A 24192-nucleotide genomic window follows, 5' to 3' on the forward strand; every position below is an offset into this window, starting at 1 on the left:
CCTTTCAAACCACCACCGCAAACACCTCGCGCCCCGTAGCAAAGCGGTCCTCTGGGAAAGACGGCAGCTATTGGTCTTTCTTCTTGCCCTGGAGTGCCTTCAGGACCGCAAAGGGATGGTCCTCCGGATCGGGGGCGATGACCTCGGGCTCAAACACGACCCCCGGCTTCCGCGGATAGGGGTCGACCGCCAGGAACAGGGCGTCGGTGGCGAGCCGGCCGAGGTCGATAGTGCCGTTGACGATCGCCTCCGGCGGGTCGGCGACCTGCTCCTGATCGTCCTGCCCCTCCTCCATCAGGTCGGCCAGGCGGCGGACCTCGGCCTCGGGGGCGAATATCAGGTCCACCGCCTCGTCGATGTCACTCTCCATCGGGTCAAGCGTGACCACACAGGTCTGGCCGATCCGGGCACGAACGTGGCCCGTAACCTGGATCCGGTTGCCGCTTTTCGGCACGACATCGAAGTCGGCCTGGACCGAGACAACCTCGCGCAAGCCAGCCGTCTCGGCCATGGCCTGCCGCTCGGCGGCCGAGGCCTCGAGCTTGCGATGCAGGCCGGTATCCGGGATCTGTGCAACGATGACGGGCACCCGCCAGGGATCGGGCCCGGTTGCTGGTATCGGTCGGGTCATGGCGTGACATCCTCAGGGAGTGCTGGGGGAAACTTGAAGGACGCACCCAGCAGTGCGGCCTCGCCGGTCCGGGCGAGCTCGGCCTCGACAGCCCTGGCATACGCCGCGAGCCGCTGCGCCTGGTCCATGCCGACCCCATTCAAGATATTCTTGCAGATCGCCGATGCCAGCGCCTCGCCGCCGCTTTCCATGGCCTGATCGTAGGCCTGGACCCGGCCGTAAAACGCCTCGCCGAAGGCTCGCATCCGCTTCGGAACGGTCTGGTCGCCTATCCCCATCTCGCGCAGATTGTCGTCCATGTCCTCGCAGAAGCGGTCGAACAGCGCCTGCGACAGCTCGGTGGCGCCGTGTCCGGGAGCGCCCTGGACCGTGCGCAGGCGGCGCAGCAGCAGCCAGAGGTGCAGCAGCAACAGATCGAAACGCCCGTTAACGGTATCCGGCACGCCCAAGTCGCGGTAAAATATGGGTTCTCGCGCCTGCGTCACGATCATGCCATAGATGGCTTCAATGGTGCCCGGCGAGGCTAGGCGGGGTTTCCTGAAGTGATTGAACGGCCAAAGCATTGTGGTTTCCGCAAGCGGGCGCGCGCGTGTTGCATTCAGAGCCTCCGCCCGGTACTTCAGCGCCTCGCGCGACGCAAGGGGACGGAATCAGTTCCGCTATGACGATAACGAACCAGACCAGCCTGCGTGCAGACAAGCCGCGCGGCCTTCAAGCACGTTGGCGCGGCTTGCGCCTGCTCGCGGCCGCGGCCCTGGTTGGCGCTGCGCTTGCGGGCTGCACCGGCGAGCAGTTCCAGAAGGGTTATATCCTGCCGCCTGGCGCGCTGGAGCAGATTCCGATCGGCGCGAGCCAGGACCAGGTGCTGATCGTGATGGGCACCCCCTCCACCGTGGCAACCCTCGACGGCGAGGTGTTCTATTACATCTCGCAGCGCTCCGAGCGCATGGTCGCCTTCATGAACCAGAGGGTGGTCGATCAGCGCGTCATCGCGGTCTATTTCGACAAGAACCGGCGCGTGCGCCGGCTTGCGAATTACGGTCTCCAGGACGGCAAGATCTTCGACTTCATCAGCCGGACCACGCCGACGTCGGGCCAGGAGATGAGCTACCTCACGCCGATCTTCAAGCTGCTCAGCTTTAACTGAGCCTTCAGCCTGCGGCTTCGTGCGGCTTGCCGTTGCGCGTCCTGTTCCATACGCTCCCTGCAAAACAAGATGCAGGGAGTGGATTCGTGCCCAATCAATTGCTGTCCCGCCGTCGCGTGCTCACCGGCGCTGCCGCCCTCTCGACCGCAGCGATCCTGCCGCGATCGAGTCTGGCGGACTGGAAGCCCACCGAAAACGTCCGCCTCGTCGTGCCGGCGGCCGCCGGCGGTTCGACCGACGTGATGGGTCGGCTTCTGGCGGCGCATCTGCAGACCGCCTGGGGCCAATCGGCCGTGGTGGAAAACCGGTCCGGCGGCGGCGGTACGATCGGCACAGCCGAGGTGGTCCGCGCCAAGCCTGACGGCCACACGATCCTGATAGGCAATCCCGGCCCGAACGCGATCGCCTACAGCATTTTCAAGAACCTCACCTACAAGCCGGACCAGCTCCAGCCGGTCTCCAACATGATCCGGATCCCGAACATCGTCTCGGCGCATCCCAAGACCGGCATCAAGTCGATCGCCGAGCTGGTCGCCTATCTCAAGGCCAATCCGGACAAGCTCAGCTACGCCTCCTCCGGCGTCGGCCAGAGCCCTCACCTCACCGGCGCCTGGTTCCTGCAGCTCACCGGCCTGAAGATGACGCACATCCCGTTCCGCGGCGCCGGTCCCGCGCTCCAGGCGGCGCTCGCCGGCGACATCCAGATCCTGTTCGACAACCTCTATCCGAGCCTGCCGCAGGTACAGAACGGCACCCTTACTGGCCTCTGCGTCACCACGACTGAGCGCAGCGACCTCGCGCCGAACCTGCCGACCATGCGCGAGAGCGCGCCGGAGCTCGCGGCTTTCGACGTCTCGTCGTGGTTCTCGGTTTTCCTGCCGAAGGGTGTGCAGCCCGCCGTTGTCGAGGCGCTCAACCTTCAAGTGAAGGCGATGCTCGAGCGTGACGATATCAAGAAGAACATCGTCGCCATGGGCGCCCGCGCCGACTACGGCACGCCCGACCAGTTTGCCGCCTTCGTGGACGCCGAGACGAAGAAGTTCGCCGGCATCATCCAGAAGGAAGGGCTGCAGATGGACGTGCAGTAGGTCCCGCTTGTGGCGCTGGGGATTTGAACCAGTTGAAGGCGAGGAGGATGGCCGCCGCCAGCGCGACTGCCAACATTGTGCGAGGCCCGGATTGCCGAGAGCCCCTTTGCGCCTTGCCGCAAGTTGGACAAACACTGTCTGCCGCCAACATGTCGCAGCCGCACCCTATACATCTGGTCGTCTCGAACTTCATGGCGACGGTCTCTTAGAGCGAACAACAAAAAACCCGCGGTTTGCACCGCGGGTTTGTCGCTTGTCGCGCACTGCAGGTTCAGTGCGCGAGGATCGCCAGCAGCAGCAGCGCCACGATGTTGGTGATCTTGATCATCGGGTTCACCGCCGGTCCCGCCGTGTCCTTGTAGGGATCGCCGACCGTGTCGCCGGTCACGGCCGCCTTGTGGGCGTCGCTGCCCTTGCCGCCGAAATGACCGTCTTCGATGTACTTCTTGGCGTTGTCCCAGGCGCCGCCGCCCGAGGTCATGGAGATCGCGACGAACAGGCCTGTCACGATCACGCCGAGCAGCATCGCGCCCACGGCCGAGAACGCCGCCGACTTGCCGGCCGCCCCGCCCCCCGCGATCGCATAGATCACGAAGTAGACGAAGATCGGTGACAGCACCGGAAGCAGCGAGGGGATGATCATTTCCTTGATCGCCGCCTTGGTCAAAAGGTCGACCGCCTTGCCGTAATCCGGCTTGTCGGTGCCTTGCATAATGCCCGGCTTCTCGCGGAATTGGCGGCGGACCTCCTCGACGATCGCGCTCGCCGCGCGGCCCACGGCGGTCATGCCCATCGCGCCGAACAGATACGGCAACAGACCGCCGAACAACAGGCCCACCACGACGTAGGGGTTGTTGAGCGAGAAGTCCGGTTTGACGTCGGCGAAGTAGGCGTGGTGCGCGGAATCCGCAATGAAGAACTTGAGGTCCTCGTTGTAGGCCGCGAACAGCACCAGGGCGCCGAGACCGGCGGAGCCGATCGCGTAGCCCTTGGTCACCGCCTTGGTGGTGTTGCCGACCGCATCGAGCGCGTCGGTCGACTTGCGGACCTCCTTCGGCAGGCCCGCCATCTCGGCGATGCCGCCGGCGTTGTCGGTGACCGGACCGAACGCGTCGAGCGCGACGACCATGCCGGCAAGCGCGAGCATCGTGGCGGTCGCGATTGCGATACCGAACAGGCCGGCGAGGCTATAGGTGACCAGGATGCCGGCAATGATGACGATCGCGGGCAGCGCGGTCGATTCCATCGAGACGGCGAGGCCCTGGATCACGTTGGTGCCGTGGCCCGTGACCGAGGCCTGGGCGATCGACTTCACCGGACGATAGTCGGTGCCGGTGTAGTATTCGGTGATCCAGATGATCAGCGCGGTGACGGCGAGGCCAACCACGCCGCACTCGAACAGCGCCATGCCGGTGTAATCGACGCCGGCGAGCTTGCCGAAGCCGATCAGGTAATAGATCACGCCGGCGATGCCGACCAGCGACAGGACGCCGGTTGCGATCAGGCCCTTGTAAAGCGCGCCCATGATCGACTGGCTCGGCCCGAGCTTCACGAAGAAGGTGCCGATGATCGAGGTGATGATGCAGATGCCGCCGATGGCGAGCGGCAATGTCATCATGTCGGCGAGGATCGGCGTCTTGGCGAAGAAGATCGCCGCCAGGACCATGGTCGCGACCGCGGTCACCGCATAGGTTTCGAACAGGTCGGCGGCCATGCCGGCGCAGTCGCCGACATTGTCGCCGACGTTGTCGGCGATGGTGGCCGGGTTGCGCGGATCGTCCTCGGGAATGCCGGCCTCGACCTTGCCGACGAGGTCGCCGCCGACGTCCGCACCCTTGGTGAAGATGCCGCCGCCGAGACGGGCGAAGATCGAGATCAGCGAGGCGCCGAAGCCGAGCGCCACCATGGCGTCGATGACGACGCGGCTGTCAGGCGCAAGCTTCAGCGAATGGACCAGGAAGCCGAAATAGAGGGTCACGCCGAGCAGCGCGAGACCTGCCACCAGCATGCCGGTGATGGCGCCCGCCTTGAAGGCAAGCTCGAGACCACCCGCGAGCGACGTCGTCGCCGCCTGGGCGGTGCGCACATTGGCGCGGACCGAGACGTTCATGCCGATGAAGCCGGCAGCTCCCGACAGGATCGCACCGATGGCAAAACCGATCGCGACATAGAGCCCCAGGAAATAGGCGAGCAGCACGAAGATGACGATACCGACCATCCCGATCGTGGTGTACTGACGCCGCAGGTAGGCCTGTGCGCCTTCGCGCACCGCTGCCGCGATTTCCTGCATGCGCGGAGACCCCGCATCCGCGCTCAAGACCGAAGACGTCGCCCAGATCGCGTAGACGACGGAAAGCACTCCGCAGAGCACAATCAACCATAATGCTGTCATGTGATTTTTTGCCTCAGATCCTTGATGAACGTACCCCCGGCGCCTTTTGTTTTCCGTCGTGCGGTGCGGCGCCTTGATTTGAAAAAGGCCGCTCCTTGCCCGAAGGCGCGGCCCTAGTCGGTCACGACCTTGCCAAAATCAAATTGAGGGTGCAACGCCGGATGACCCGAAAAAGCCGATCTCGGCAAGTATTTAGGCCGGTCCGGAGTCGCCCGTTTGCCACAGAACAGGCAAGCGACCTACCGAAGGGACCGAGCCCAGCCGTGGCCAAGCCTAGGCCGCCGACCTCACAGGATGACGGGATGAGGACGCGATCTCGAAGGTCTGGCCATCATCCGTCCTCCGCGTAGTCGAGACCTTGATCTCATAGACGCCACCGTTCGGACCAGGCTCCAAACGAACTGCGATCGTCTGGTCGGGTGTCACGGGACCAAGCGCCACATCCTGGTCAGGCAAAACGAGTGTCGCCAGCTCGTTGACGAAAACGACCACATGCATGCCCTTCGGCATGTTCTTCGTCGCCCATTGCCGTAGGTGATCGTGATAGGGCTGTCGGCTCCATGCCGATGGCAGGCCTGGATCGACCTGGATCTGGATGTTCCGGCTGATCGGATGGATGGTGACCACCATCTTCGCCTGATCGGGCTTCCATTGCGCCGGCATCGCCGCATCCGTTCGCCAGAGGCAATTGAATTCCGCGCACTGGTCCGGCAGGCTGTCGTGGATCTTGCAGCCGCGCCCGGGCTTGCACTGCCCGCACCACTTGCCGGCAGGCTTCTGGATCTCAGGAATGTTGTAGACCCTTGCAGCAGAGCGTGCAGCTTCCACATTCCCTGCCGGGAACAGGCTGCAGCTTGCTCGCGGTTGAGGTCGCTGTCATCCGAATCAAATCCGCCGGTTTGCGATTGCCGATAGTACCCGGTTGTCCCCAAAAAGCAGAGAGACTAGACGCGCCTGGCCGCACCAGGGCCTAGAAATGGCTATAGGATAGGCGGCGCAGTGTGATTTTGCGGCCTTCTGCGCCCGTCCATCGCGGCGCTTGTTGGCCGGCGATGATGGTGCCGATCGCCGTGACGCGGACACCAGCCTGCTCGGCCTCCCGTATGAAATCGGCGCAGCGCGATTCGGGAATGGCGCACAGAACTTCGTAATCGTCCCCGCCGGACACGAGCCTTTCAAGGCCGACGGCGGACATCGCAGCGGCTGGTGACAGCGGAACATGGTGCGCCTCGACCAAGGCGCTGACGCCGGAGGCGGCGCAGAGCTTGGCAAGATCACCTGCCAGACCATCGGACACGTCCATCGCTGCGCTGGCATGGGCGAGCACTGCCCCGGCCAATGCATTGCGCGGCCGAGGGAGGCGATAGCGATCGATCAGATAGTCCTGCGCGGCCTGATCTGCCGTCAGCATGGCCGCCATCGTCCCGCCCGTGAGCACATCGAGGCCGAGCGCGGCATCGCCGATCGTCCCCGTGACCAGGATACGGTCGCCCGGCTTCGCGCCGGTGCGGCCAACCATCCGCCCCTGCGGCACGCGGCCAAAGGCGGTGATCGAGATCATCTGCGGCCCCGGCGTCGACACCGTGTCCCCGCCGAGCAGCGGACAGGCGAAGGTCTTGGCATCCTCGCCTAGCGCATCGGCGAACGGCCTGAGCCAGGCGTCTTCCTTGCTGCGCAGCGCCAGCGTCAGCACGAAGCCGGCCGGCACGGCGCCCTTGGCGGCGAGATCGGACAGGTTCACCCGCAGCGCCTTGCGCGCGATGGTATCGGGCGGATCGGCGGCAAGATAATGCACGCCCTCGACCACCGCGTCGGTGGTGACGACGATGTCGCTGCCGAGCGCCTGCAGGATGGCGGCATCGTCCACCAGCCCCAGCGCGCCGGGATCAGTCGCCAGCGGTTTGAAATAGCGCGCGATGAGGGAGTCTTCGGCGGATACCGTTTCTTTGTCCTGCGTCACGGCACTAGACCCGTCATCCTGAGGTGCGAGCCCTTGCGAGCCTCGAAGGATGCGCGGCCGAGATGCACCTTCGGTGGCACGCCGCCGTCCTTCGAGGCCTCCGCTTCGCTCCGGCACCTCAGGATGACGGCTACGGCGGACGTCGTCTCAATCTACCCCCGCCCGAACTCGTCACCGCGAAACTGGCGGCCGATCTGGTCGAGCACCGCGTTGACCATGCCGGTCTCCTCGCGGTCGACGAAGGCATTGGCGACGTCGACATATTCGGACACGACGACGCGGCCCGGCACGTCCTTGCGGTGTTCCAGTTCGTAGGCCCCTGCCCGCAGCACCGCGCGCAGGATCGCTTCGATGCGCTTCAACGGCCAGCCCTTCGACAGCGCCTCGTCGATCAGCGGATCGAGCTTCTTCTGGTCGCGCACGACGCCGGAGACGACGTCGCGGAAGAACGCCGCTTCCGCCGGGAGATATGTGTCGCCCTCGACCTCGTTACCGAGCCAGTGGCTCTCGAACTCCGCAAAAATGTCGTTGATGCCGGCACCGCCGATATCCATCTGGTACAGCGCCTGCACGGCTGCGAGCCGCGCCGCACCGCGCCGGTTCGCCTTCTTCTCCGTGCCGGCCGGCGGCTTCTTGTTGTTGTCGGCCATGATCAAGCCCGCGCCAGCCGGCGCTTGATGCGCAGCATCGCAATCGCGGCCCGCGCGGCATCGCCGCCCTTGTTCAGCTCGCTGGCGCGCGCCCGCGCCCAGGCCTGCGCCTCGGTGTTGACGGTGAGGATGCCGTTGCCGAGCGGCAGCTTTCGCGCCACCGCCAGGTCCATCAGCGCGCGCGAGGATTCCTGCGAGACGATCTCGAAATGGATGGTGTCGCCACGGATCACGCAGCCGAGTGCGATCGCGGCGTCGTAGGGCTTGCCATTGGCGGCCGCGGCATCAACCGCTATGGTGATCGCCGCAGGAATCTCCAGTGCGCCGGGAACCGTGATGACGTCATGGGTCAGACCGGCCGCCTTCAGCTCGGCCACCGCGCCTTCGAGCATCGCGTCCTGGAGATCGTCATAGAACCGTGCCTCGACAATCAGCGCGCGTGCGCCGGAGATGTCGGTCTGGTCCTTGAGGGGTGCGCGCCGCGCGTCTGCCATAGTCAAATCCGTTCCACAGGGGTTGGCGCTATGTAGTCGCCACCAGCGGGTAAGCCAAGTTCAAAGACGCCGTCACTTCATTTCCGTCAGCCGCGCCGCGTAGCGGGCCATCAGATCGACCTCGATATTGACCTCATTCCCCGCCTTCCAGCCGCCGATCGTCGTGACCGTCAGGGTGTGCGGGATGATCAGCACCGAAAAGCTCACGTCCTTCACCGTATTAACCGTCAGCGAGACGCCGTCGAGCGTGATCGAGCCCTTGGTCGCGATGAACCGCGCCAGCTCCCACGTCGTGGAGAGCTCGAACCGCGCCATGTCGGGCAGGTCCTCGCGGCTGACGAGGGTCGCGATGCCGTCGGCATGGCCGGCGACGATATGCCCGCCGAGCTCGTCGCCGATCTTGAGCGCACGTTCGAGATTGAGCCTGGTGCCGACCCTCCAGTGCTTTGCGGTCGTCAGCGCCAACGTCTCGGCCGCGGCATCGACGTCGAACCATGTCCTTTGAGCAGAGTCCTTGCCGCTTTCGACGCCGGACGCGACCACCGTCAGGCAGACGCCATTGCAGGCGATCGAGGCGCCGTCCGCAATGGTGGTCTGGTCGTAGCGGCAGGCGATGCGCAGCCGGTGCAACTGGCCCCGCGCGGTCGGCGTGAAGCCGACGATCTCGCCGATATCGGTGACAATGCCGGTGAACATTACGCGCGCTCGTAGATGGTGAGAGTATCCTTGTCGAAGGTCTCGCTAGCATGAACCTTGTAGGCCTGCGACTGCGTGATTTTCGACAGCGGCAATGCGGCGAGCGCATCCACCCCGTCGGCGCCCACCGCCTCCGCGCCGCGAAACAGCCAGATCTCGTCAACGAGGTCGGCGGCGATAAAGGACGCGGCGACGCGGCTGCCGCCCTCGACCATCAGCCGCGTGATGCCCTTGCCGGCCAATGCATGCAGCACCGCCGCAAGATCGAGTCCCGAGGCGTTGCCGGGCGGCACGCGGATCACCTGCGCGCCGGCAGCACCGAGCCGCGTGGCGGCCGCGGCCTCCGCGAGTTCAGAACCCACCACCCACAGCGGAATCTCGCGCGCGGAGCCCACGAGCCTGCTTGCGCCGGGAATGCGCAGGTTCTGGTCGAGCACCACGCGCACCGGCGAGCGCACCGCCATGCCCGGCAGGCGGCAGTCGAGCTGCGGATCGTCCGCCAGCAGCGTGCCGATGCCGACCAGGATGGCGTCACTCTGCGCCCGCAGGAGATGCACCCGGTTGCGCGCCGCCTCGCCGGTGATCGCGACCGGCTTGCCGCCAGCCGCACCGATCTTGCCGTCGGGCGAGACCGCGAGCTTCAGGATCACATGCGGGCGGTGATCCCTGATGCGACGGAAATGCCCGGCATGATCGAAAGCGGCTTCCCGCGCGCACAGACCCACATCCACCATGATGCCGGCGGCGCGCAGGCGCGCATGACCTTGACCCGCGACTTCCGGATTGGGATCCTCGATCGCGGCGACCACGCGCTTGATGCCCGCGGCGATCACTGCGTCGGCGCACGGGGGCGACTTGCCGAAATGCGAGCACGGCTCCAGCGTGACATAGAGCGTGGCATCGCGCGCGGCCTCGCCTGCGCGCCGCAGCGCTTCAGGCTCGCCATGCGGCCGTCCGCCGGGCTGGGTCCAGCCGCGGCCGACGATCACGCCGTCCTTGACGATGACGGCTCCGACGGCGGGATTGGGCCAGGTACGTCCCTGCCCGCGCCTGCCGAGCGCCAGCGCAAGCTCCATGAAGCGCCGGTCGGCATCCCTGGACTCGCGCGCCTTTTGCGCGAATTGATCCTCCAGGATGCGAAAGATCATTTGCGGATCGCGGCGAGCCGCGCTTCCTCCTCACCGGAGAGCTCACCGAGCACGTCGGCGAAATCCTTGGCCTCGCGGAAATTGCGGTAGACCGAGGCGAAGCGGACATAGGCGACGTCGTCGAGCGTGCGCAGATGTTCCATCACGGTCTCGCCGATCACCTCCGATGAGATTTCGGCTTCACCCCCGGTCTCGAGCTCGCGCACGATGGTGGAGACCATCTTCTCCACCCTTTCAGGCTCGACCTGCCGCTTGCGCAAGCTGATCGACACCGAGCGCATCAGCTTGTCGCGGTCGAACGGCACGCGGCGGCCGTTGCGTTTGATCACCGTGAGCTCGCGCAGCTGCACCCGCTCGAAGGTGGTGAAGCGGAAATTGCAGGCGACGCACACGCGCCGCCTGCGGATCACGGAAGAGTCCTCGGTCGGACGCGAGTCCTTCACCTGCGTATCGAGACTGTTGCAGTTCGGGCAGCGCATCCGTTGACCTTGACCGGTTTTCTTGGACCTTACTGATAGATCGGGAAACGATCGGTGAGCGCCTTGACCCGTTCCTTGATCGCGGCCTCCACCAGCGGCGCCTTGCCGTCGGAGGATTGCGCGATCGCGTTCAGGACCTCGGCGATCATGCCGCCGACCTGCTGGAATTCAGCGACGCCGAAGCCGCGGGTGGTTGCCGCAGGCGTGCCCAGCCGAATACCGGAGGTGACAAACGGCGACTCGGGGTCGAAAGGAATACCGTTCTTGTTGCAGGTGATGGCAGCGCGAACCAGCGCCTTCTCCGAAGCATTGCCCTTCAGGCCCTTCGGCCGGAGGTCGACGAGCATCAGATGGTTATCGGTGCCGCCGGAGACGATATCGAAGCCGTGGCTCTTCATCGTCTCGGCCAGCGCCTTGGCGTTCTCGACGACGTTCTTCGCATAGACCTTGAAGTCCGGCCGCAGCGCCTCGGCAAAGGCGACCGCCTTCGCCGCGATCACATGCATCAGGGGGCCGCCCTGCAGTCCCGGGAAGATCGCCGAGTTGAATTTCTTGGTCAACGCCTCGTCATTCCACAGCATCAGGCCGCCGCGCGGTCCGCGCAGCGACTTGTGGGTCGTGGTAGTGGTGATGTGGGCATGCGGCACCGGCGAAGCATGCACGCCACCGGCAACGAGACCGGCGAAGTGCGCCATGTCGACGAGGAGGTAGGCGCCGACGCTGTCCGCGATCTCGCGGAAGCGCTTGAAGTCCCAGGCCCGCGAATAGGCCGAGCCGCCGGCCACGATCAGCTTCGGCTTGACCTCCTCGGCCTGCTTGGCGACGGCGTCCATGTCGATGATCTGGTCCTCGCGGCGCACGGTGTAGTGCGCGGCCTTGAACCATTTGCCGCTCATGTTGACGGGGGAGCCGTGGGTGAGATGGCCGCCGGCGGCAAGATCGAGGCCCATGAAGGTGTCGCCGGGCTGAAGCAGCGCCAGAAACACCGCCTGGTTCATCTGGCTGCCGGAGTTCGGCTGCACGTTGGCGAAGTTGGCGCCGAACAGCTTCTTGGCGCGATCGATCGCAAGGTTCTCGGCGACGTCGACCCACTCACAACCGCCGTAGTAGCGCGCGCCCGGATAGCCTTCCGCGTATTTGTTGGTCATGACCGAACCCTGCGCTTCCAGCACGGCACGGCTGACGATGTTCTCGGAGGCGATCAGCTCGACCTCATGACGCTGACGGCCGAGCTCGCCCTTGATGGCGGCTGCGATTTCCGGGTCAGCCTGCTCGAGCGAGGCGGTGAAAAACGAATCGGGCGCGGAGGCGGTTTTGGCGAAGGTCATCTTGCGAATATCTCCACCGCCGCAGCCGTTTGGCGGGCTACGGGCGGGTCTGGTGTGGCGATCGGAAGCGGCGAGCGCGATCTACCACATCGCCCGCAACAGGCCAAGGGTTTGCGGGTCGGACCTGTGATTTATGCAAGATATGGTGGGATTGGAGGATTTGGACGACCGGCCGGCATCCGGTCGTCCAATGTCCGGAAAGGCCCGCTTTGGGTTCGAAACGCCGCGGGGTGCGACCGGCTGACCGGCCGCCGGCCTCTACAGCCCGGTATACCCCGCCTTCACGGGATCCACGCTGCCGTCGAGCTGCCGCAGATAGGTCAGGCCGCACACGGTCAACCTGTGCGTGTCCTTCTCGCCGGCTTCCATCAAGGTATTTAGGTAGTTCGTCACCTTTTCCCGCGCCTCCGCGCTCGCCGCAGAGGTGCGGTTGGCGAGCAAATCGTAGGTATGCATGATCCGGTCGATGGCAGCTTCCATGGCACCCTCTGATTCTTGCCGCGTTTGGGAGTTGAGATCAGGCAACCGCTTTGGCCTCGGACTGCGCCTCGAACCTGACGATGGCCTTGTTGGCCAGCCTGATCTTGTTGAATTCGCCGTGCTGGAGCAGCTTGATGACGATTTCGAGCAGGTGTTCGTCGGTGACGAGGGTGTCCCGGATCGCGCCGGAGCGGCGAAGATAGTTCGCGGCGATGGCATAGGCCTCGCTCACGAGTTCCACGTTCATCACCCCCACGCCACGCTCGACCAGCATCGTCCGCCCTCCGATCGAAGGGGATAAGCACCGAACCGGGAACTCGTTCCCACCGGTTGGGGATTTTTTCGCAACCGCGAAATAGAAAAAACGCACCGGTCCGGACAGAGCCGGGCCGGCGCGCTTGGGGAAGCTCAGGCACGTTCGGGAGACTTGCCGGTCTTGTTGTGGGCCGGCTTGGCCAAATCCCGTCGAAGAGCTCAGAGACGATACAGGATCTGGTCGGTCCAGAACCGCTCGAGGCGATGCAGCGACTTGTTCAGGGTCGAGAACTCCTCGCCCGAGATGCCACCGACCTGCTCCACGGTCTTGACGTGCTTCTGGTAGAGCGAGTCGACGATGCGGCGAACTTCCTGGCCCTGCGGCGTCAGGCGAATGCGCACCGAGCGGCGATCGACGCGCGAGCGCTGATGATCGAGGAAGCCGAGTTCGACGAGCTTCTTCAGATTGTAGGAGACGTTGGAGCCGAGGTAATAACCGCGCGTGCGCAGTTCGCCCGCGGTCAGCTCCTTGTCGCCGATGTTGTAGAGCAGGAGCGCCTGCACCGAGTTGATGTCCGCACGGCCGCGGCGATCGAACTCGTCCTTGATGACGTCGAGCAGCCGGCGATGCAGCCGCTCCACCAGAGTCAAAGCTTCCAGATAGAGCGTCTGCACCGAACCCTGCTGGCCGGAGACGCGTTCTGCGGTATCTGCCGCAGTTGCGACGGCTTTCATCATGACACTTCCCCTGTTGTCGTTTTTATCGACACTCATTCGACGAAACTTGTGTCCCGTCTGATAGGTGCAACTTAAGGGGGCTCGTTTGAAGATCGGCTTAAATAAGAGAATAAAGAGATCATGAATTTAAGACAGTGAATTGCGGATTAAGCCTGTGCCACAAGCACTTTTCGCAACAGTCTGTTGACTCTCGAAAGGTCCTGTTCACCCTCCGTCCGCCCCGATTGTCGCATTCCAGAACAGCCCCGCCCCGTTTCGAAACGCCCGCGTAAGAGCTGTGGCGGAACAGGCTGGTTAGCGAAAACTTACGTCGAATTTTACGCAACGAACGGTCAACCAAGCGGGCACAACTGCGCCCTCGTGTCCCGGACGAGCGTAGCGAAGATCCGGGACCCAGGGGCTACAAACGCGCTTGTGGAGAGATGGGCCCCGGCTCAGCAGCGCATCACTACGTGCTGCGCAGCGTCCGGGGCACGAGAGAGAGAGAGAGAGAGAGAGAGAGAGAGAGAGAGAGAACGTTGAAATGACTTCGCCTATGGCGGCCGTTCGCGTGCGGCCATCCAGGCGAGCGCGAGATAGGCGGCGAGCATGAAGGCTTCGACGCCGACCACAATCAGGCTGCCGCCGTAGATGCCCGGGAACATCAGCTCGATCACCGCCATCGACACCACGGTCGTCAGCCACACCACGGCGCCCCAAGGTGTGGCGAGCCAGAGGCCAACCGCGGCAACGAGCTCGATCACGGCGAAGTAGATGGTTGAGGCCTGCCAGGCCATCGACTGGTTCTCGAACGCCTCGTCCTCGCCGCCGACGAAGCCCGTCACCTGCGCCCAATGATAGAGGCCCTTGAGAATCGAGAGCAGCGCCATCACCCGCAGGAACAGCACGAGCCGGCGCGTCCAGACATTGTCGTCGGACTCGGCCCGATCCGACGAGATCGCCGCCACCGACATTGCGCTGTCTCTGGCATTGTCTCGGACGGCATCCCTGGCGCTGTCGCGGGCCGCATCGCGGGTGGAGATCTCGGACATGCCCCCTTCTGGCTGCTTTGCCCCGCAAAATCAATCGGCTGCCATCTTTTGCGGCAGGTCAACCCGCGGTGACGGGAACCATGCGAGCTGGTATAAGAATAATTCCAGCCGGAGGAAGAGTGATGGCGATCAAGTACGGGCGTCCGATCGAATTGCGCGAGGTCTCGCGCCGGGATGGCACTGGGGCCTCCCCTGCCCTCGATCTGACCGTCCGCCCACGCCGCAACCGCAAGGCCGAATGGGCCCGGCGCATGGTGCGCGAGAACGTGCTCACGACGGATGATCTGATCTGGCCGCTGTTTCTGATCGACGGCAACAACAAGCGCGAGCAGATCGCCTCGATGCCCGCCGTCGAGCGTCTCAGCGTCGACCAGGCCGTGCGCGACGCCGAGCGCGCTATGAAGCTCACCATCCCCTGCCTCGCGCTGTTTCCCTACACCGACCCGTCCCTGCGCGACGAGGAGGGCTCGGAAGCCACCAACCCGAACAATCTGGTCTGCCAGGCGGTGCGCGCGATCAAGAAGGAGTTTCCGGAGATCGGCATTCTCTGCGACGTCGCGCTCGATCCCTTCACCAGCCACGGCCATGACGGCCTGATCTCCGACGGCAAGATACTGAACGATGAAACCGTCGCCGTGCTGGTGCGTCAGGCCCTGGTGCAGGCCGAAGCCGGCTGCGACATCATCGCGCCGTCAGACATGATGGACGGCCGCGTCGCCGCGATCCGCGAGGGCCTGGATCGCACCGGCCTGCTCGACGTGCAGATCATGGCCTATGCCGCAAAATACGCCTCCGCCTTCTACGGCCCGTTCCGCGACGCCATCGGCTCGGCCAAGACGCTCACCGGCGACAAGCGCACCTACCAGATGGACAGCGCCAACACCGACGAGGCGCTGCGCGAGGTCGAGCTCGATATCTCCGAGGGCGCCGACATGGTGATGGTCAAGCCCGGCATGCCCTATCTCGACGTCGTCCGCCGCGTGAAGGACACGTTCGCAATGCCGACCTTCGCCTACCAAGTGTCCGGCGAATACGCGATGATCGCGGCCGCCGCCAACAACGGCTGGCTCGACGGCGACCGCGCCATGATGGAGAGCCTGCTCGCCTTCAAGCGCGCCGGCGCCGACGGTGTGCTGAGCTACTTTGCACCGAAGGCGGCGGAGAAGCTGCGCGCTCAGGGGTAGGCCCCAATGTCGTCCCGGCGAAGGCCGGGCACACCTGTCTCTTCATCGTCGTCCTGGCGAAAGCCAGGACCCATACCGCGTGATCTATCGAGAGCACGCGGTATCGATACCGGCGAACGTACCAACTTCCAGTCATCGCCAAACTACGCCCTGGGGTAATGGGTCCTGGCTTTCGCCAGGACGACACGGAGGGTGTGGCGCCGCCACCACCTCCACCGCCCCCGAATCGCCGGAATATTTCGTCTTGTTAATCCCGGCACCCTTGGCACGCGGACGGCCTATTCCCATGTGCTGCCACGGGAGTTTCCCCTCGGGAGGACGGTGATGTCGTATTCGGACTCGGGCAATGCCTGGCGCAGTGATGGTGCGGCTCACGCCTACGATCCCTATCTGCACCCGGAACTGTTCCGCGGCGTTGCGACGCGGCGCGTGTTCGCTTTCCTGATCGACATGGTCGTGATCTCGGTGCCGGTGATCCTCGGCTACCTCTTCATCGCGGTGTTCGGCGTGGTCACGCTCGGCATCGGCTGGGCGCTTTTCTGGCTGGCCTGGCCGGCCTCCGTGATCTGGGCCATCGTCTATTACGGCGCCTGCATCGGCGGTCCGTCGTCCGCGACCATCGGCATGCGCGTGATGGATCTTGAATTGCGCACCTGGTACGGCGCGCCCGGCTATTTCGTGCTCGGCGCCACCCACGCCGTGCTGTTCTGGGTGACCGTCTCGTTCCTGTCGCCTTTCGTCGTCCTGGTCGGCCTCTTCAACGGCCGCAGGCGCTTGCTGCAGGATTTCGTGTTGGGAACGGTCGTGATCAACAATTCCGTTCGCGCACCGGTGCCTCAAGGCGCCAGGACATACTGATCAGCGACCTTTCGATCATGGACCCGCTGATCAAGAACCTATCAACCTGGACCCGCTATGCTGTCCGATCTGACCTGCCGAGTAGACCAATTGACCGGCGGCTTTCGTAGCGCGATGCTGATGCATATTTTGGAGGCCCACGACGTCCCTTGACCCAGCACTCGCGCGACACCCCACAATTTTACCTCACGGCGCCCTCCCCCTGCCCCTATCTGCCGGGCCGGCACGAGCGCAAGGTGTTTACGCACCTCGTAGGTGAGCGCGCCGGTGACCTCAACGACCTCCTGACCCATGGCGGCTTCCGTCGCAGCCAATCGATCGCCTACCGGCCCGCCTGCGACCAGTGTCGCGCCTGCGTCTCGGTCCGGGTGATCGCCAACGAGTTCCGCCCCTCCCGCAACTTCCGAAAAGTCATCGCGCGAAACGCCGACATCATCGGCGAGCAGCGCAGCGCGGTGCCGACCTCCGAGCAATATTCGGTGTTCCGCGCCTATCTCGATTCCCGTCACCGCCATGGCGGCATGGCCGACATGACCGTGCTCGACTACGCCATGATGGTCGAGGACAGCCACGTCGAGACCCGCATCATCGAGTACCGCAAGCGCGGTCCCGACAGCGGCATCACCGGCCGCGGCGAGCAGCTGATCGCGGTCGCGCTGACCGACGTGCTCAGCGACGGCCTGTCGATGGTCTATTCATTCTTCGAGCCCGGCAAAGTCAGCCGCTCGATGGGCACCTTCATGATCCTCGACCACATCGCCCGGGCTCGCCGGCAAGGACTGCCTTACGTCTATCTCGGCTACTGGATCGAGGGCTCGAAGAAGATGGACTACAAGGCCCGCTTCCTGCCTCAGCAGCGCCTCGCGCCGTCAGGCTGGCTGCGCATCGACGCACAGGGCGATGCCGCGTCCGAGCCGCAGGATTAGCTCTCCGTCATGCCACGCGAAAGCGGGGCATCCAGTACGCCGCGACGCCTCGGGTCATTCACAACTGTCTCTGGAATACTGGGTCGTCCGGTCGAGCCGGACGACGACAGCCGTGTTCACCCGAACAGCGTATCTGCGAGCAGCTTCAAGTTCAAAATCACAATGATGCCCGCGACGATCCACGCGATCGCCGCGACCCACACCGGGATTACGAACTTGCCCATCTTGCGACGGTCGGAGACGAAGCGGACCAGCGGGATGACCGCGAAGGGCAACTGCATCGACAGCACGACCTGACTGAACACCAGCAGATCGGCCGTGCCGCGCTCGCCATAGATTGCGGTGACGACGATCACGGGAACGATCGCGATGCCGCGCGTCAGCAACCGGCGCGCCCAGCTCGGCAGGCGCAAATCGAGAAAGCCCTCCATCACGATCTGTCCGGCGAGCGTCGCCGTCACCGTTGAATTCAGGCCCGAAGCGAGCAGCGCCACCGCGAACAGCGTCGAGGCGATGCCGAGGCCGAGCAGCGGAGACAGCAGCTCGAAGGCCTGGCCGATCTCGGCCACATCAGAATGGCCGCTCTTGTGGAACGTCGCAGCCGCCACCACAAGGATCGCCGCATTGATGAACAGCGCCAGCATCAGGGCGACGGTCGAATCCGTCGTCGCCCATTTGATCGCCTCGCGCCGGCCCGTGTCGTTGCGCTCATAGGCGCGCGTCTGCACGATCGAGGAGTGCAGATAGAGATTATGCGGCATCACGGTCGCGCCGATGATGCCGATCGCGATGTAGAGCATCTCGGGGTTGGTGAAGATCTCGGTCTTCGGCACAAATCCCTTCAGCATCTCGGCCACCGGCGGTGCCGCCGCGGCAAGCTGGACCGTGAAGCAGACTGCGATCACGACGAGCAATGCGATGACGAAGGCTTCGAGGAAACGGAAGCCACGATTCATCAGGATGAGCAGCAAGAAGGCGTCCAGCGCAGCGATCAGCGCGCCGCCGATCAGGGGAATGCCGAACAGGAGTTTTAGCGCGATGGCGGTGCCGATCACCTCGGCGAGATCGCAGGCGATGATCGCCGCCTCGCAGGCGATCCAGAGCAGGAAATTCACGGCCGGCGAATAGGTCGCACGGCAGGCTTGCGCGAGATCGCGGTCGGTGACGATGCCGAGCCGTGCCGCCAGCGATTGCAGCAGGATCGCCATCAAATTTGAGAGCAGGATGACCGAGAGCAGCGTGTAACCGAACTTGGACCCGCCGGCGAGGTCGGTCGCCCAATTGCCGGGGTCCATGTAGCCGACCGACACCAGATAGCCCGGACCGACGAAGGCGAGCAGCCGCCGCCACCACACCCCCGCGATGGGGAGGGCGACCGAGGCATTCACCTCGGCAAGGCTCTTGGTCGCAGGCGCGTCATTGCGCCAGCCGGCGGCGTCTCGGGTCAAATCGGGCGAGCGAGCATCCATGGGGCGAGAATACCGAAGTCGAGCCTTATTGCAACTCATTTGCAACTGCATCTAGCCGGGTGCGTTCCGGTGGCGGTCGCTATTTGGCGCCCTGTCGGGAACCGGGTGGGTTCGGCGGCCTCCCGAGGCGGATAGTGGCGCTAACCCGACTTTGCAGGAAATGAGCCATGTCAAATTCCCCACGCCTCCCCGAGACATTCAACCGCCTCGCCTGGTCGAACCTGGCGGCACAGTCGGCCGAACAGATCGCGCTGGCCGCGGCCCCCATCGTCGCGGTGCTGACGCTCGGCGTCGCCGAAGGCCAGACGGGCCTGCTCCAGACCGCGCTGACCCTGCCCTTCGTCCTCTTCGCCATCCCGGCCGGCCTGCTGGCCGACCGCATCTCCCGCCGTTCGCTGATGGCGGGCGCGGAGGCGCTGCGGGTCGCGGCCCTTGCAGCGATCGTGCTGCTGCTCGCACTCGGCGCGCTCAATCTGCCGCTGCTGGCTCTGCTCGGCTTTGCCGCCGTGTGCGGTACCGTCGTCTACAGCGTGGCCGCGCCGGCGTTGGTGCCCTCGCTGGTGAGTTCGGACCTGTTGCCGGCCGCCAATGCGCGGATCGAGCTTGCACGCACCATCGCGTTCGCCAGCGGCCCTGCGCTCGGCGGCGCGCTGGTGGGGTGGTGGGGCGCGAGCCCCGCCTTCGGCTTTGCGGCCGCGCTGTCCGCAATCGCCGTCGTGCTGCTCTCCGGCATCTACGAGCCCGCCCGCACGCCGGCGCCACGGCGGCATCCGTTCCAGGACATCCGCGAGGGCGCAGCGTTCGTGTTCCACCATCCGCTGCTGCGGCCGGTCTTCATCACCCAGTTCATCTTCAACACCGGATGGTTCCTGCAGATCGCGGTGTTCGTGCCCTACGCCGTACGTCACCTCGGCCTGACCGCTGCCGGTGTCGGCGCCGTGCTGACGATGTACGGCGTCGGCATGGTGATCGGCGCGCTGTTCGCCACCCGCGTGATGAAGCGCATCGCGTTCGGCACGGTCGTCGGCCTCGGCCCCGTCACCGGGTTCGTCGCCGCGATGGTGATGGCGCTGACGGTGCTGGTCCCCTCGCCCTGGCTTGCGGCGTTGAGCTTCTTCCTGCTCGGCGTCGGGCCGATCCTGTGGGTGATCTCGACCACGACGCTGCGCCAGTCGGTAACCCCGCCGCGCCTGCTCGGCCGCGTCTCCGCCATCAACATCATGAGCTACGGCGCCCGTCCGGTCGGCTCGGCGCTCGGAGCTATCGTCGGCGGTGTCTGGAGCGCGGAAGCCTGCCTGTATCTCGCCGCGGCGGTGTTCGGCGTGCAGGCGCTGGTGATCTGGCTCTCGCCCGCGGTGGCGCTGGACCGGCAGCCGGACATGGTGGGCGATGAGGTGGCGGCGCGGTGTTAGACAATTTCTCTGGCGTCGTCCTGGCGAAAGCCAGGACCCATTACCCAAGGGAGCAGTTTGGCAAGAAATCCCCAACTACAAGTCTTCGCAAAACTACAGTCGGTGGTTATGGGTCCTGGCTTTCGCCAGGACGACATTGGGGGAGCAGCCAGCCTAGCCCGCCAGATATCGCTCGTAGCTCCCCGTCACCGGCTCGCTCGCGTCCACCTCCGGATCGAGCGTGTAGAGATCCTGCGCGCGGCCGATGCCGCGCAGCGCGTAGCGGCCGGTGGAGACGAGATACCGGCGGCCGGCGGCGTCGAGGCCCTTGTAGAATTCCGCCGAGGCCAGCAGCTCGCGATCGACCGAACGGCTCATCGAGGCGATGCGACTGACCTCGTTCACGGTCGGACCGACCACGGTGAAGTCGAGCCGGTCCTCGCTGCCGATATTGCCGTAAAAGACCTCGCCGACATGCAGGCCGATATAGGCGGACGTGGTGGGACGGCCCTCGGCCCCCCGCCGCAGGTTCAGCGCAGCGACGTTCTTGCGGAACAGATGCTCGGCGCGTAGCGCCGCGCGCCGGGCATGCGCCATGTCCTCGCCGGTGAACATCGCGAGCACGCCGTCGCCGATCAGCTTCAGCACGTCGCCGCCGGCGTCGTGGATCGCATCGATCACGGCCTGCGCATAGTCGTTGAGGAACGGGATAATCTCGTCGGGGCCGATGCTCTCGCTGATTCCGGTCGAGCCGCGCAGATCCGAATACCAGAGCACGGCGTTGATGCGCTCGGTGACGCCGCGCGAGATACGTCCGCTCAAAACCTGCTCTGACGCATCGCGTCCGAGATAGACGCGGCCGAGCGTGCGCGCGATGTCGACCTGCTGCGCCGACTTGATCGCGAGCCCCAGCACCGGCACGAGATCGCGCAGCGCCGCGAGCTCGCCTTCCGCGAAGCCGCTGTCGCGTCGCGTTGTCCAGGATGAGTAAAGGCAGTCCATCTGCCCAAGCGCTCCGGTCTCGCCGAAGCGGTGCACAAAGGCCAGGAAATGGCGGTGACCCGTTTCGGCGAGCTCGCCGATCTGCGAAAAATCGAGCGAGGGCGCGTCGGCGAGGTCGATCACCATCTCGTCGTGGCCATGCTCGAGCAAATGATAGAACACCGACCGGCGCCAATTGTTGGCCGCGTCGCCCTCGGCCGTCGAGCCGTATTCGACGACGTCGCTCTCGTTGGTCGGCGTATCGCTCCAGCGGAAGGCGCGCCCCTCGTAGATCGGGTGCAGCGTATCGATGACGACAAGCCCACGCGAGAGTTCCAGCCCCTCGGCGCGGCAGCGCTCGCAGAAGCCGCGCAGCAGTTCGGGTTCGGGCAGGCCGGTGAGCCCCTGGCCGGCCAACCAGTTCATCAACGCAAGGCGCGAGGTCAATTGCATGCGCCATTATGCCGTGCATTCGTGACGAGCGAAAGGCGGGGCGCGACCTTGCGTCAAGGCTCTCACCCGCGGTAGGTCGCATATGTCGCGGACGCTGTTGACGCGCTGCCGCCTCGGGCCGCAAATGGGAATGATGACACCGCCGACCAGAAATACCGGGATATGAGCCAGCGCCAGCTTCCGATCATCCTGGCGCTCGGTACCACGCAGACCCTGGCCTGGGCCTCGAGCTACTATCTGCCGGCGCTGCTCGCCGATCCCATGGCGCGCGATCTCGGCATCTCCTCGAATTGGGTCTTTGGCGCGTTCTCGGCCTCGCTGGTGATCTCGGCGCTGCTCGGCCCGCGTATCGGGCGACAGATCGATCTCGTCGGCGGCCGGCAGGTCCTCTCGGTGTCGAACCTGACGATCGCCGCCGGTCTCGTTCTGCTCGGCCTCTCGCAATCGGTGGCGGTGATGACGATGGCCTGGCTCGTGCTCGGCATCGGCATGGCGATGGGGCTCTACGACGCCGCCTTCGCCGCGCTCGGCCGCATCTACGGCACCGAGGCGCGCAGGCCGATCACCGGCATCACGCTGATGGCGGGCTTTGCATCCACCATTGGCTGGCCGCTCACCGCCTGGGGCCTCGCCCATATCGGCTGGCGCGACACCTGCTTCGCCTGGGCCGCCGCCAATATCCTGATCAGCCTGCCGCTGAATTTCTTCATGCTGCCGACGATCAAGGGCGCGAGGCAGGCCGCGGCGACAGCAGAGAAGCCGCATCTGCCGCTCGACCGCACCATGATCCTGCTCGCGTTCGTCTTCGCCGCGGTCTGGACCGTCACCGGCGCGATGGCCGCGCATTTTCCGCGTATCCTGGAGACCACCGGCGCGACGCCGGTCGAGGCGATCGCGGCCGGAGCGCTGATTGGCCCTGCGCAAGTGGCCGCGCGGGTTCTGGAAGCAGGCTTCCTCAGCCGCTTTCACCCGCTGTGGTCGACGCGGCTCGCCTGCCTCACCCACCCGATCGGCGCGGTGGTCGTGGCGATCTTCGGCGGCGCCGCGGCCAGTGCGTTTGCGCTGTTCCACGGCTCCGGCAACGGCATCCTGACCATCGCGCGCGGCACGCTGCCGCTGTCGATCTTCGGCCCCAAGGATTTCGGCTATCGCCTCGGCATCATCGGCGCGCCGGCACGGATGGCGCAGGCCGTGGCGCCGCTGGCCTTCGGCCTGCTCATCGACGTCATGGGCGCCAAGGTGCTGATCGTCTCCTCCGCGCTCAGCCTCTCGGCGCTGGCCGCGCTGTTCATGATCCGCGCGCAACCGCGGCCGGATTGACCGGGCGGGAGCTTTCGCGCACAAGCGGAGCATGACCGAAGACACGCGCCCGCCCCGCACATTCAAAGGCCTCCTGCGCTGGGCGACCACGCCGCCGCAGGCCTGGGGTGTCTATCTCCTCGCCATCATCCTGGTCTGGCTGATCTCCTTCTACGCCGGCTCGCTGAAGCCGAAGAAGGCGCCGGACGCGAGCCCGCCCGCCGTGACCGCACCGAAAGGCTAGCCGCGCTAGTCGTAAAACTCCGGCGACATATTCTGGCTGTCGCGCTGGGACTTGTCGTGGTTGATCCACAGCTGCGCCTTCTCCTTACTGAGCGTGTCGGCGATCTTCTGCATCGAGGCCGCGCTCTGGTCCTTGTTGGCGTTCATGCTGGGCACGCGGCGGTTGTCCCAATTGTCCTTGAAATGCACCGCATCGCCCGACAGCACGACGGCGCCGGTCTTCGGCAGCTTTACCAGCAACGATTGGTGTCCCGGCGTATGGCCGGGCGTCGACAGGATGGTCACGCTGCCGTCGCCGAACACGTCCTTGTCGCCCGCAAGCAGCTCGACCGGATGTGACGGCTTGAACCGCGGCTCGTTGTTGGCGCCGGGCCAGTCATACTCGGCCTTCTGCACGTAGAGCGTGGCCTGCGGGAATAGCTCGACATTGCCAGTGTGGTCGGGATGGGTGTGCGAGACCGCCATCATCTTGACGTCATCCGGCTTGAGGCCGAGCTGTTCGAGCTGGGCGGCAAGCGTCTTCGGCCGGCGCCAGGTCACGGCTTTGGGATCGGCTGGCGCAAGGCCATTCGGCATCGCGGCGACTGCGTCGGTGATGCCGGTGTCCCACAGGAACCAGCCCTTGGCGTGCTTGATGAGATAGCAGCTGTCGACGAAGTCCATCGTCTTGCCCTCGTTGAGGCCGGGCGTCCAGCGCGAGATGTCGCCAGCGGTGCCCTCCCCGCAATTGAAGACGTAGAGCTTTTCGACACGCGTCTTTTCGGACTGCGCGAGCACCGCATGACCGGACAGAACGAGTGCAGCGACGGCGACAGCGAGCTTGGTCCTTTTGATCCTCTTGACCCTTGGCATCATTCGTCCCTCCCTTGCA

At 65.1% G+C, this 24192-nt stretch carries 26 protein-coding genes; 8 read left to right on the forward strand and 18 right to left on the reverse strand.

Going from position 1 to position 24192, the window contains the following annotated elements; translation table 11 throughout:
• Positions 1-67: 67 nt before the first annotated feature.
• Together AC0L3C_RS06800 and AC0L3C_RS06805 are read right to left on the reverse strand one after the other, a co-directional pair.
• Positions 68-631 carry a YceD family protein gene (locus AC0L3C_RS06800; RefSeq protein ID WP_473259694.1) on the reverse strand — a complete coding sequence of 188 codons (564 nt, stop codon included), beginning with the start codon at positions 629-631 and terminating at the stop codon, positions 68-70.
• Positions 628-1194, reverse strand: a complete 567-nt coding sequence (locus AC0L3C_RS06805; protein ID WP_473259692.1) for a ubiquinol-cytochrome C chaperone family protein — start codon at positions 1192-1194, stop codon at positions 628-630. The genes AC0L3C_RS06800 and AC0L3C_RS06805 overlap by 4 nt, the downstream gene beginning before the upstream one ends.
• Before the next feature lie 98 nt (positions 1195-1292).
• On the opposite strand from AC0L3C_RS06805, the gene AC0L3C_RS06810 reads away from it, so the two are divergent.
• Together AC0L3C_RS06810 and AC0L3C_RS06815 are read left to right on the forward strand one after the other, a co-directional pair.
• On the forward strand, positions 1293-1778 hold the full coding sequence (locus AC0L3C_RS06810) for an outer membrane protein assembly factor BamE (RefSeq protein WP_473407494.1): 486 nt from the start codon (positions 1293-1295) through the stop codon (positions 1776-1778).
• A gap of 86 nt (positions 1779-1864) precedes the next feature.
• Entirely contained in the window at positions 1865-2866 is a 1002-nt protein-coding gene (locus AC0L3C_RS06815) for a Bug family tripartite tricarboxylate transporter substrate binding protein (protein WP_473279222.1), read from the forward strand.
• A gap of 271 nt (positions 2867-3137) precedes the next feature.
• On the opposite strand, the gene AC0L3C_RS06820 is transcribed toward AC0L3C_RS06815, so the two are convergent.
• The 13 genes from AC0L3C_RS06820 to AC0L3C_RS06880 all read right to left on the reverse strand — a co-directional run bounded on the left by AC0L3C_RS06820 (position 3138) and on the right by AC0L3C_RS06880 (position 14517).
• Complete coding sequence (locus AC0L3C_RS06820) at positions 3138-5258, reverse strand: sodium-translocating pyrophosphatase (RefSeq protein ID WP_473407495.1); 2121 nt, start codon at positions 5256-5258, stop codon at positions 3138-3140.
• Between the two features lie 273 nt (positions 5259-5531).
• Positions 5532-6086, reverse strand: coding sequence for a hypothetical protein (locus AC0L3C_RS06825; protein ID WP_473407496.1), 555 nt, complete (start codon positions 6084-6086; stop codon positions 5532-5534).
• A 142-nt stretch (positions 6087-6228) separates the two neighbouring features.
• On the reverse strand, positions 6229-7218 hold the full coding sequence (thiL, locus tag AC0L3C_RS06830; RefSeq protein ID WP_473407497.1) for a thiamine-phosphate kinase: 990 nt from the start codon (positions 7216-7218) through the stop codon (positions 6229-6231).
• Between the two features lie 152 nt (positions 7219-7370).
• Positions 7371-7868, reverse strand: a complete 498-nt coding sequence (nusB, locus tag AC0L3C_RS06835; RefSeq protein WP_007611091.1) for a transcription antitermination factor NusB — start codon at positions 7866-7868, stop codon at positions 7371-7373.
• Between the two features lie 2 nt (positions 7869-7870).
• The gene (ribH, locus tag AC0L3C_RS06840; protein WP_473259678.1) at positions 7871-8362 is read right to left on the reverse strand and encodes a 6,7-dimethyl-8-ribityllumazine synthase; all 492 of its coding nucleotides are present in this window, start codon (positions 8360-8362) and stop codon (positions 7871-7873) included.
• Between the two features lie 72 nt (positions 8363-8434).
• On the reverse strand, positions 8435-9058 hold the full coding sequence (locus tag AC0L3C_RS06845; RefSeq protein WP_473259676.1) for a riboflavin synthase: 624 nt from the start codon (positions 9056-9058) through the stop codon (positions 8435-8437).
• Positions 9058-10206, reverse strand: a complete 1149-nt coding sequence (gene ribD, locus AC0L3C_RS06850) for a bifunctional diaminohydroxyphosphoribosylaminopyrimidine deaminase/5-amino-6-(5-phosphoribosylamino)uracil reductase RibD (protein ID WP_473407498.1) — start codon at positions 10204-10206, stop codon at positions 9058-9060. Before ribD ends, AC0L3C_RS06845 begins: the two co-directional genes overlap by 1 nt.
• Positions 10203-10685, reverse strand: a complete 483-nt coding sequence (nrdR, locus tag AC0L3C_RS06855) for a transcriptional regulator NrdR (protein ID WP_007603426.1) — start codon at positions 10683-10685, stop codon at positions 10203-10205. Before nrdR ends, ribD begins: the two co-directional genes overlap by 4 nt.
• A gap of 29 nt (positions 10686-10714) precedes the next feature.
• Positions 10715-12013 carry a serine hydroxymethyltransferase gene (gene glyA / locus AC0L3C_RS06860; RefSeq protein ID WP_473259671.1) on the reverse strand — a complete coding sequence of 433 codons (1299 nt, stop codon included), beginning with the start codon at positions 12011-12013 and terminating at the stop codon, positions 10715-10717.
• Between the two features lie 258 nt (positions 12014-12271).
• Positions 12272-12493 carry a hypothetical protein gene (locus AC0L3C_RS06865; protein WP_007603423.1) on the reverse strand — a complete coding sequence of 74 codons (222 nt, stop codon included), beginning with the start codon at positions 12491-12493 and terminating at the stop codon, positions 12272-12274.
• A gap of 37 nt (positions 12494-12530) precedes the next feature.
• On the reverse strand, positions 12531-12767 hold the full coding sequence (locus AC0L3C_RS06870) for a hypothetical protein (protein ID WP_473259669.1): 237 nt from the start codon (positions 12765-12767) through the stop codon (positions 12531-12533).
• Between the two features lie 200 nt (positions 12768-12967).
• A complete protein-coding gene (gene ldtR, locus AC0L3C_RS06875; RefSeq protein WP_007603420.1) occupies positions 12968-13486 on the reverse strand; it encodes a transcriptional regulator LdtR in 519 nt (172 codons plus the stop codon).
• Positions 13487-14019: 533 nt separating this feature from the next.
• Entirely contained in the window at positions 14020-14517 is a 498-nt protein-coding gene (locus AC0L3C_RS06880) for a DUF6163 family protein (RefSeq protein WP_473259667.1), read from the reverse strand.
• A gap of 122 nt (positions 14518-14639) precedes the next feature.
• Between AC0L3C_RS06880 and hemB the strand changes: the two genes are divergently transcribed.
• From hemB to AC0L3C_RS06895, 3 genes are all read left to right on the forward strand, one after another.
• Positions 14640-15701: a porphobilinogen synthase gene (gene hemB / locus AC0L3C_RS06885; protein ID WP_473407499.1), complete on the forward strand. Its 1062-nt coding sequence runs from the start codon at positions 14640-14642 to the stop codon at positions 15699-15701.
• A gap of 324 nt (positions 15702-16025) precedes the next feature.
• Entirely contained in the window at positions 16026-16559 is a 534-nt protein-coding gene (locus AC0L3C_RS06890) for an RDD family protein (protein WP_473279231.1), read from the forward strand.
• 149 nt (positions 16560-16708) lie between these two features.
• Complete coding sequence (locus AC0L3C_RS06895) at positions 16709-17485, forward strand: arginyltransferase (RefSeq protein WP_473407500.1); 777 nt, start codon at positions 16709-16711, stop codon at positions 17483-17485.
• A gap of 116 nt (positions 17486-17601) precedes the next feature.
• Here the strand turns inward: AC0L3C_RS06895 and AC0L3C_RS06900 are convergent, their stop codons facing one another.
• Positions 17602-18954, reverse strand: a complete 1353-nt coding sequence (locus AC0L3C_RS06900) for an Nramp family divalent metal transporter (RefSeq protein ID WP_473279232.1) — start codon at positions 18952-18954, stop codon at positions 17602-17604.
• Positions 18955-19121: 167 nt separating this feature from the next.
• Between AC0L3C_RS06900 and AC0L3C_RS06905 the strand changes: the two genes are divergently transcribed.
• The gene (locus tag AC0L3C_RS06905; protein ID WP_473407501.1) at positions 19122-20366 is read left to right on the forward strand and encodes an MFS transporter; all 1245 of its coding nucleotides are present in this window, start codon (positions 19122-19124) and stop codon (positions 20364-20366) included.
• Positions 20367-20519: 153 nt separating this feature from the next.
• Here AC0L3C_RS06905 and AC0L3C_RS06910 read toward each other — a convergent pair whose 3' ends face one another.
• A complete protein-coding gene (locus tag AC0L3C_RS06910) occupies positions 20520-21779 on the reverse strand; it encodes an adenylate/guanylate cyclase domain-containing protein (protein ID WP_456764029.1) in 1260 nt (419 codons plus the stop codon).
• 162 nt (positions 21780-21941) lie between these two features.
• Here AC0L3C_RS06910 and AC0L3C_RS06915 point away from each other — a divergent pair, with 162 nt between their 5' ends.
• Entirely contained in the window at positions 21942-23099 is a 1158-nt protein-coding gene (locus AC0L3C_RS06915; RefSeq protein ID WP_473279235.1) for an MFS transporter, read from the forward strand.
• A gap of 31 nt (positions 23100-23130) precedes the next feature.
• Positions 23131-23322, forward strand: a complete 192-nt coding sequence (locus AC0L3C_RS06920; protein ID WP_473279236.1) for a hypothetical protein — start codon at positions 23131-23133, stop codon at positions 23320-23322.
• Positions 23323-23327: 5 nt separating this feature from the next.
• On the opposite strand, the gene AC0L3C_RS06925 is transcribed toward AC0L3C_RS06920, so the two are convergent.
• Entirely contained in the window at positions 23328-24173 is an 846-nt protein-coding gene (locus AC0L3C_RS06925; RefSeq protein ID WP_473407555.1) for an N-acyl homoserine lactonase family protein, read from the reverse strand.
• Positions 24174-24192: the final 19 nt, after the last annotated feature.

This window comes from Bradyrhizobium sp. WSM4872 (genome assembly GCF_055811715.1).

What these genes read in the sequence shown, in the direction of transcription:
- nusB (WP_007611091.1), bottom strand. Translation starts at nt 7,868, where the DNA reads ATGGCCGACAACAACAAGAAGCCGCCGGCCGGCACGGAGAAGAAGGCG.
- ribD (WP_473407498.1), bottom strand. Translation starts at nt 10,206, where the DNA reads ATGATCTTTCGCATCCTGGAGGATCAATTCGCGCAAAAGGCGCGCGAG.
- hemB (WP_473407499.1), top strand. Translation starts at nt 14,640, where the DNA reads ATGGCGATCAAGTACGGGCGTCCGATCGAATTGCGCGAGGTCTCGCGC.
- glyA (WP_473259671.1), bottom strand. Translation starts at nt 12,013, where the DNA reads ATGACCTTCGCCAAAACCGCCTCCGCGCCCGATTCGTTTTTCACCGCC.
- AC0L3C_RS06870 (WP_473259669.1), bottom strand. Translation starts at nt 12,767, where the DNA reads ATGCTGGTCGAGCGTGGCGTGGGGGTGATGAACGTGGAACTCGTGAGC.
- AC0L3C_RS06910 (WP_456764029.1), bottom strand. Translation starts at nt 21,779, where the DNA reads ATGCAATTGACCTCGCGCCTTGCGTTGATGAACTGGTTGGCCGGCCAG.
- AC0L3C_RS06820 (WP_473407495.1), bottom strand. Translation starts at nt 5,258, where the DNA reads ATGACAGCATTATGGTTGATTGTGCTCTGCGGAGTGCTTTCCGTCGTC.
- AC0L3C_RS06880 (WP_473259667.1), bottom strand. Translation starts at nt 14,517, where the DNA reads ATGTCCGAGATCTCCACCCGCGATGCGGCCCGCGACAGCGCCAGGGAT.
- AC0L3C_RS06845 (WP_473259676.1), bottom strand. Translation starts at nt 9,058, where the DNA reads ATGTTCACCGGCATTGTCACCGATATCGGCGAGATCGTCGGCTTCACG.
- AC0L3C_RS06890 (WP_473279231.1), top strand. Translation starts at nt 16,026, where the DNA reads ATGTCGTATTCGGACTCGGGCAATGCCTGGCGCAGTGATGGTGCGGCT.
- AC0L3C_RS06920 (WP_473279236.1), top strand. Translation starts at nt 23,131, where the DNA reads ATGACCGAAGACACGCGCCCGCCCCGCACATTCAAAGGCCTCCTGCGC.
- AC0L3C_RS06905 (WP_473407501.1), top strand. Translation starts at nt 19,122, where the DNA reads ATGTCAAATTCCCCACGCCTCCCCGAGACATTCAACCGCCTCGCCTGG.
- ribH (WP_473259678.1), bottom strand. Translation starts at nt 8,362, where the DNA reads ATGGCAGACGCGCGGCGCGCACCCCTCAAGGACCAGACCGACATCTCC.
- AC0L3C_RS06800 (WP_473259694.1), bottom strand. Translation starts at nt 631, where the DNA reads ATGACCCGACCGATACCAGCAACCGGGCCCGATCCCTGGCGGGTGCCC.
- AC0L3C_RS06805 (WP_473259692.1), bottom strand. Translation starts at nt 1,194, where the DNA reads ATGCTTTGGCCGTTCAATCACTTCAGGAAACCCCGCCTAGCCTCGCCG.
- AC0L3C_RS06900 (WP_473279232.1), bottom strand. Translation starts at nt 18,954, where the DNA reads ATGGATGCTCGCTCGCCCGATTTGACCCGAGACGCCGCCGGCTGGCGC.
- ldtR (WP_007603420.1), bottom strand. Translation starts at nt 13,486, where the DNA reads ATGATGAAAGCCGTCGCAACTGCGGCAGATACCGCAGAACGCGTCTCC.
- nrdR (WP_007603426.1), bottom strand. Translation starts at nt 10,685, where the DNA reads ATGCGCTGCCCGAACTGCAACAGTCTCGATACGCAGGTGAAGGACTCG.
- AC0L3C_RS06865 (WP_007603423.1), bottom strand. Translation starts at nt 12,493, where the DNA reads ATGGAAGCTGCCATCGACCGGATCATGCATACCTACGATTTGCTCGCC.
- AC0L3C_RS06810 (WP_473407494.1), top strand. Translation starts at nt 1,293, where the DNA reads ATGACGATAACGAACCAGACCAGCCTGCGTGCAGACAAGCCGCGCGGC.
- AC0L3C_RS06925 (WP_473407555.1), bottom strand. Translation starts at nt 24,173, where the DNA reads ATGCCAAGGGTCAAGAGGATCAAAAGGACCAAGCTCGCTGTCGCCGTC.
- AC0L3C_RS06915 (WP_473279235.1), top strand. Translation starts at nt 21,942, where the DNA reads ATGAGCCAGCGCCAGCTTCCGATCATCCTGGCGCTCGGTACCACGCAG.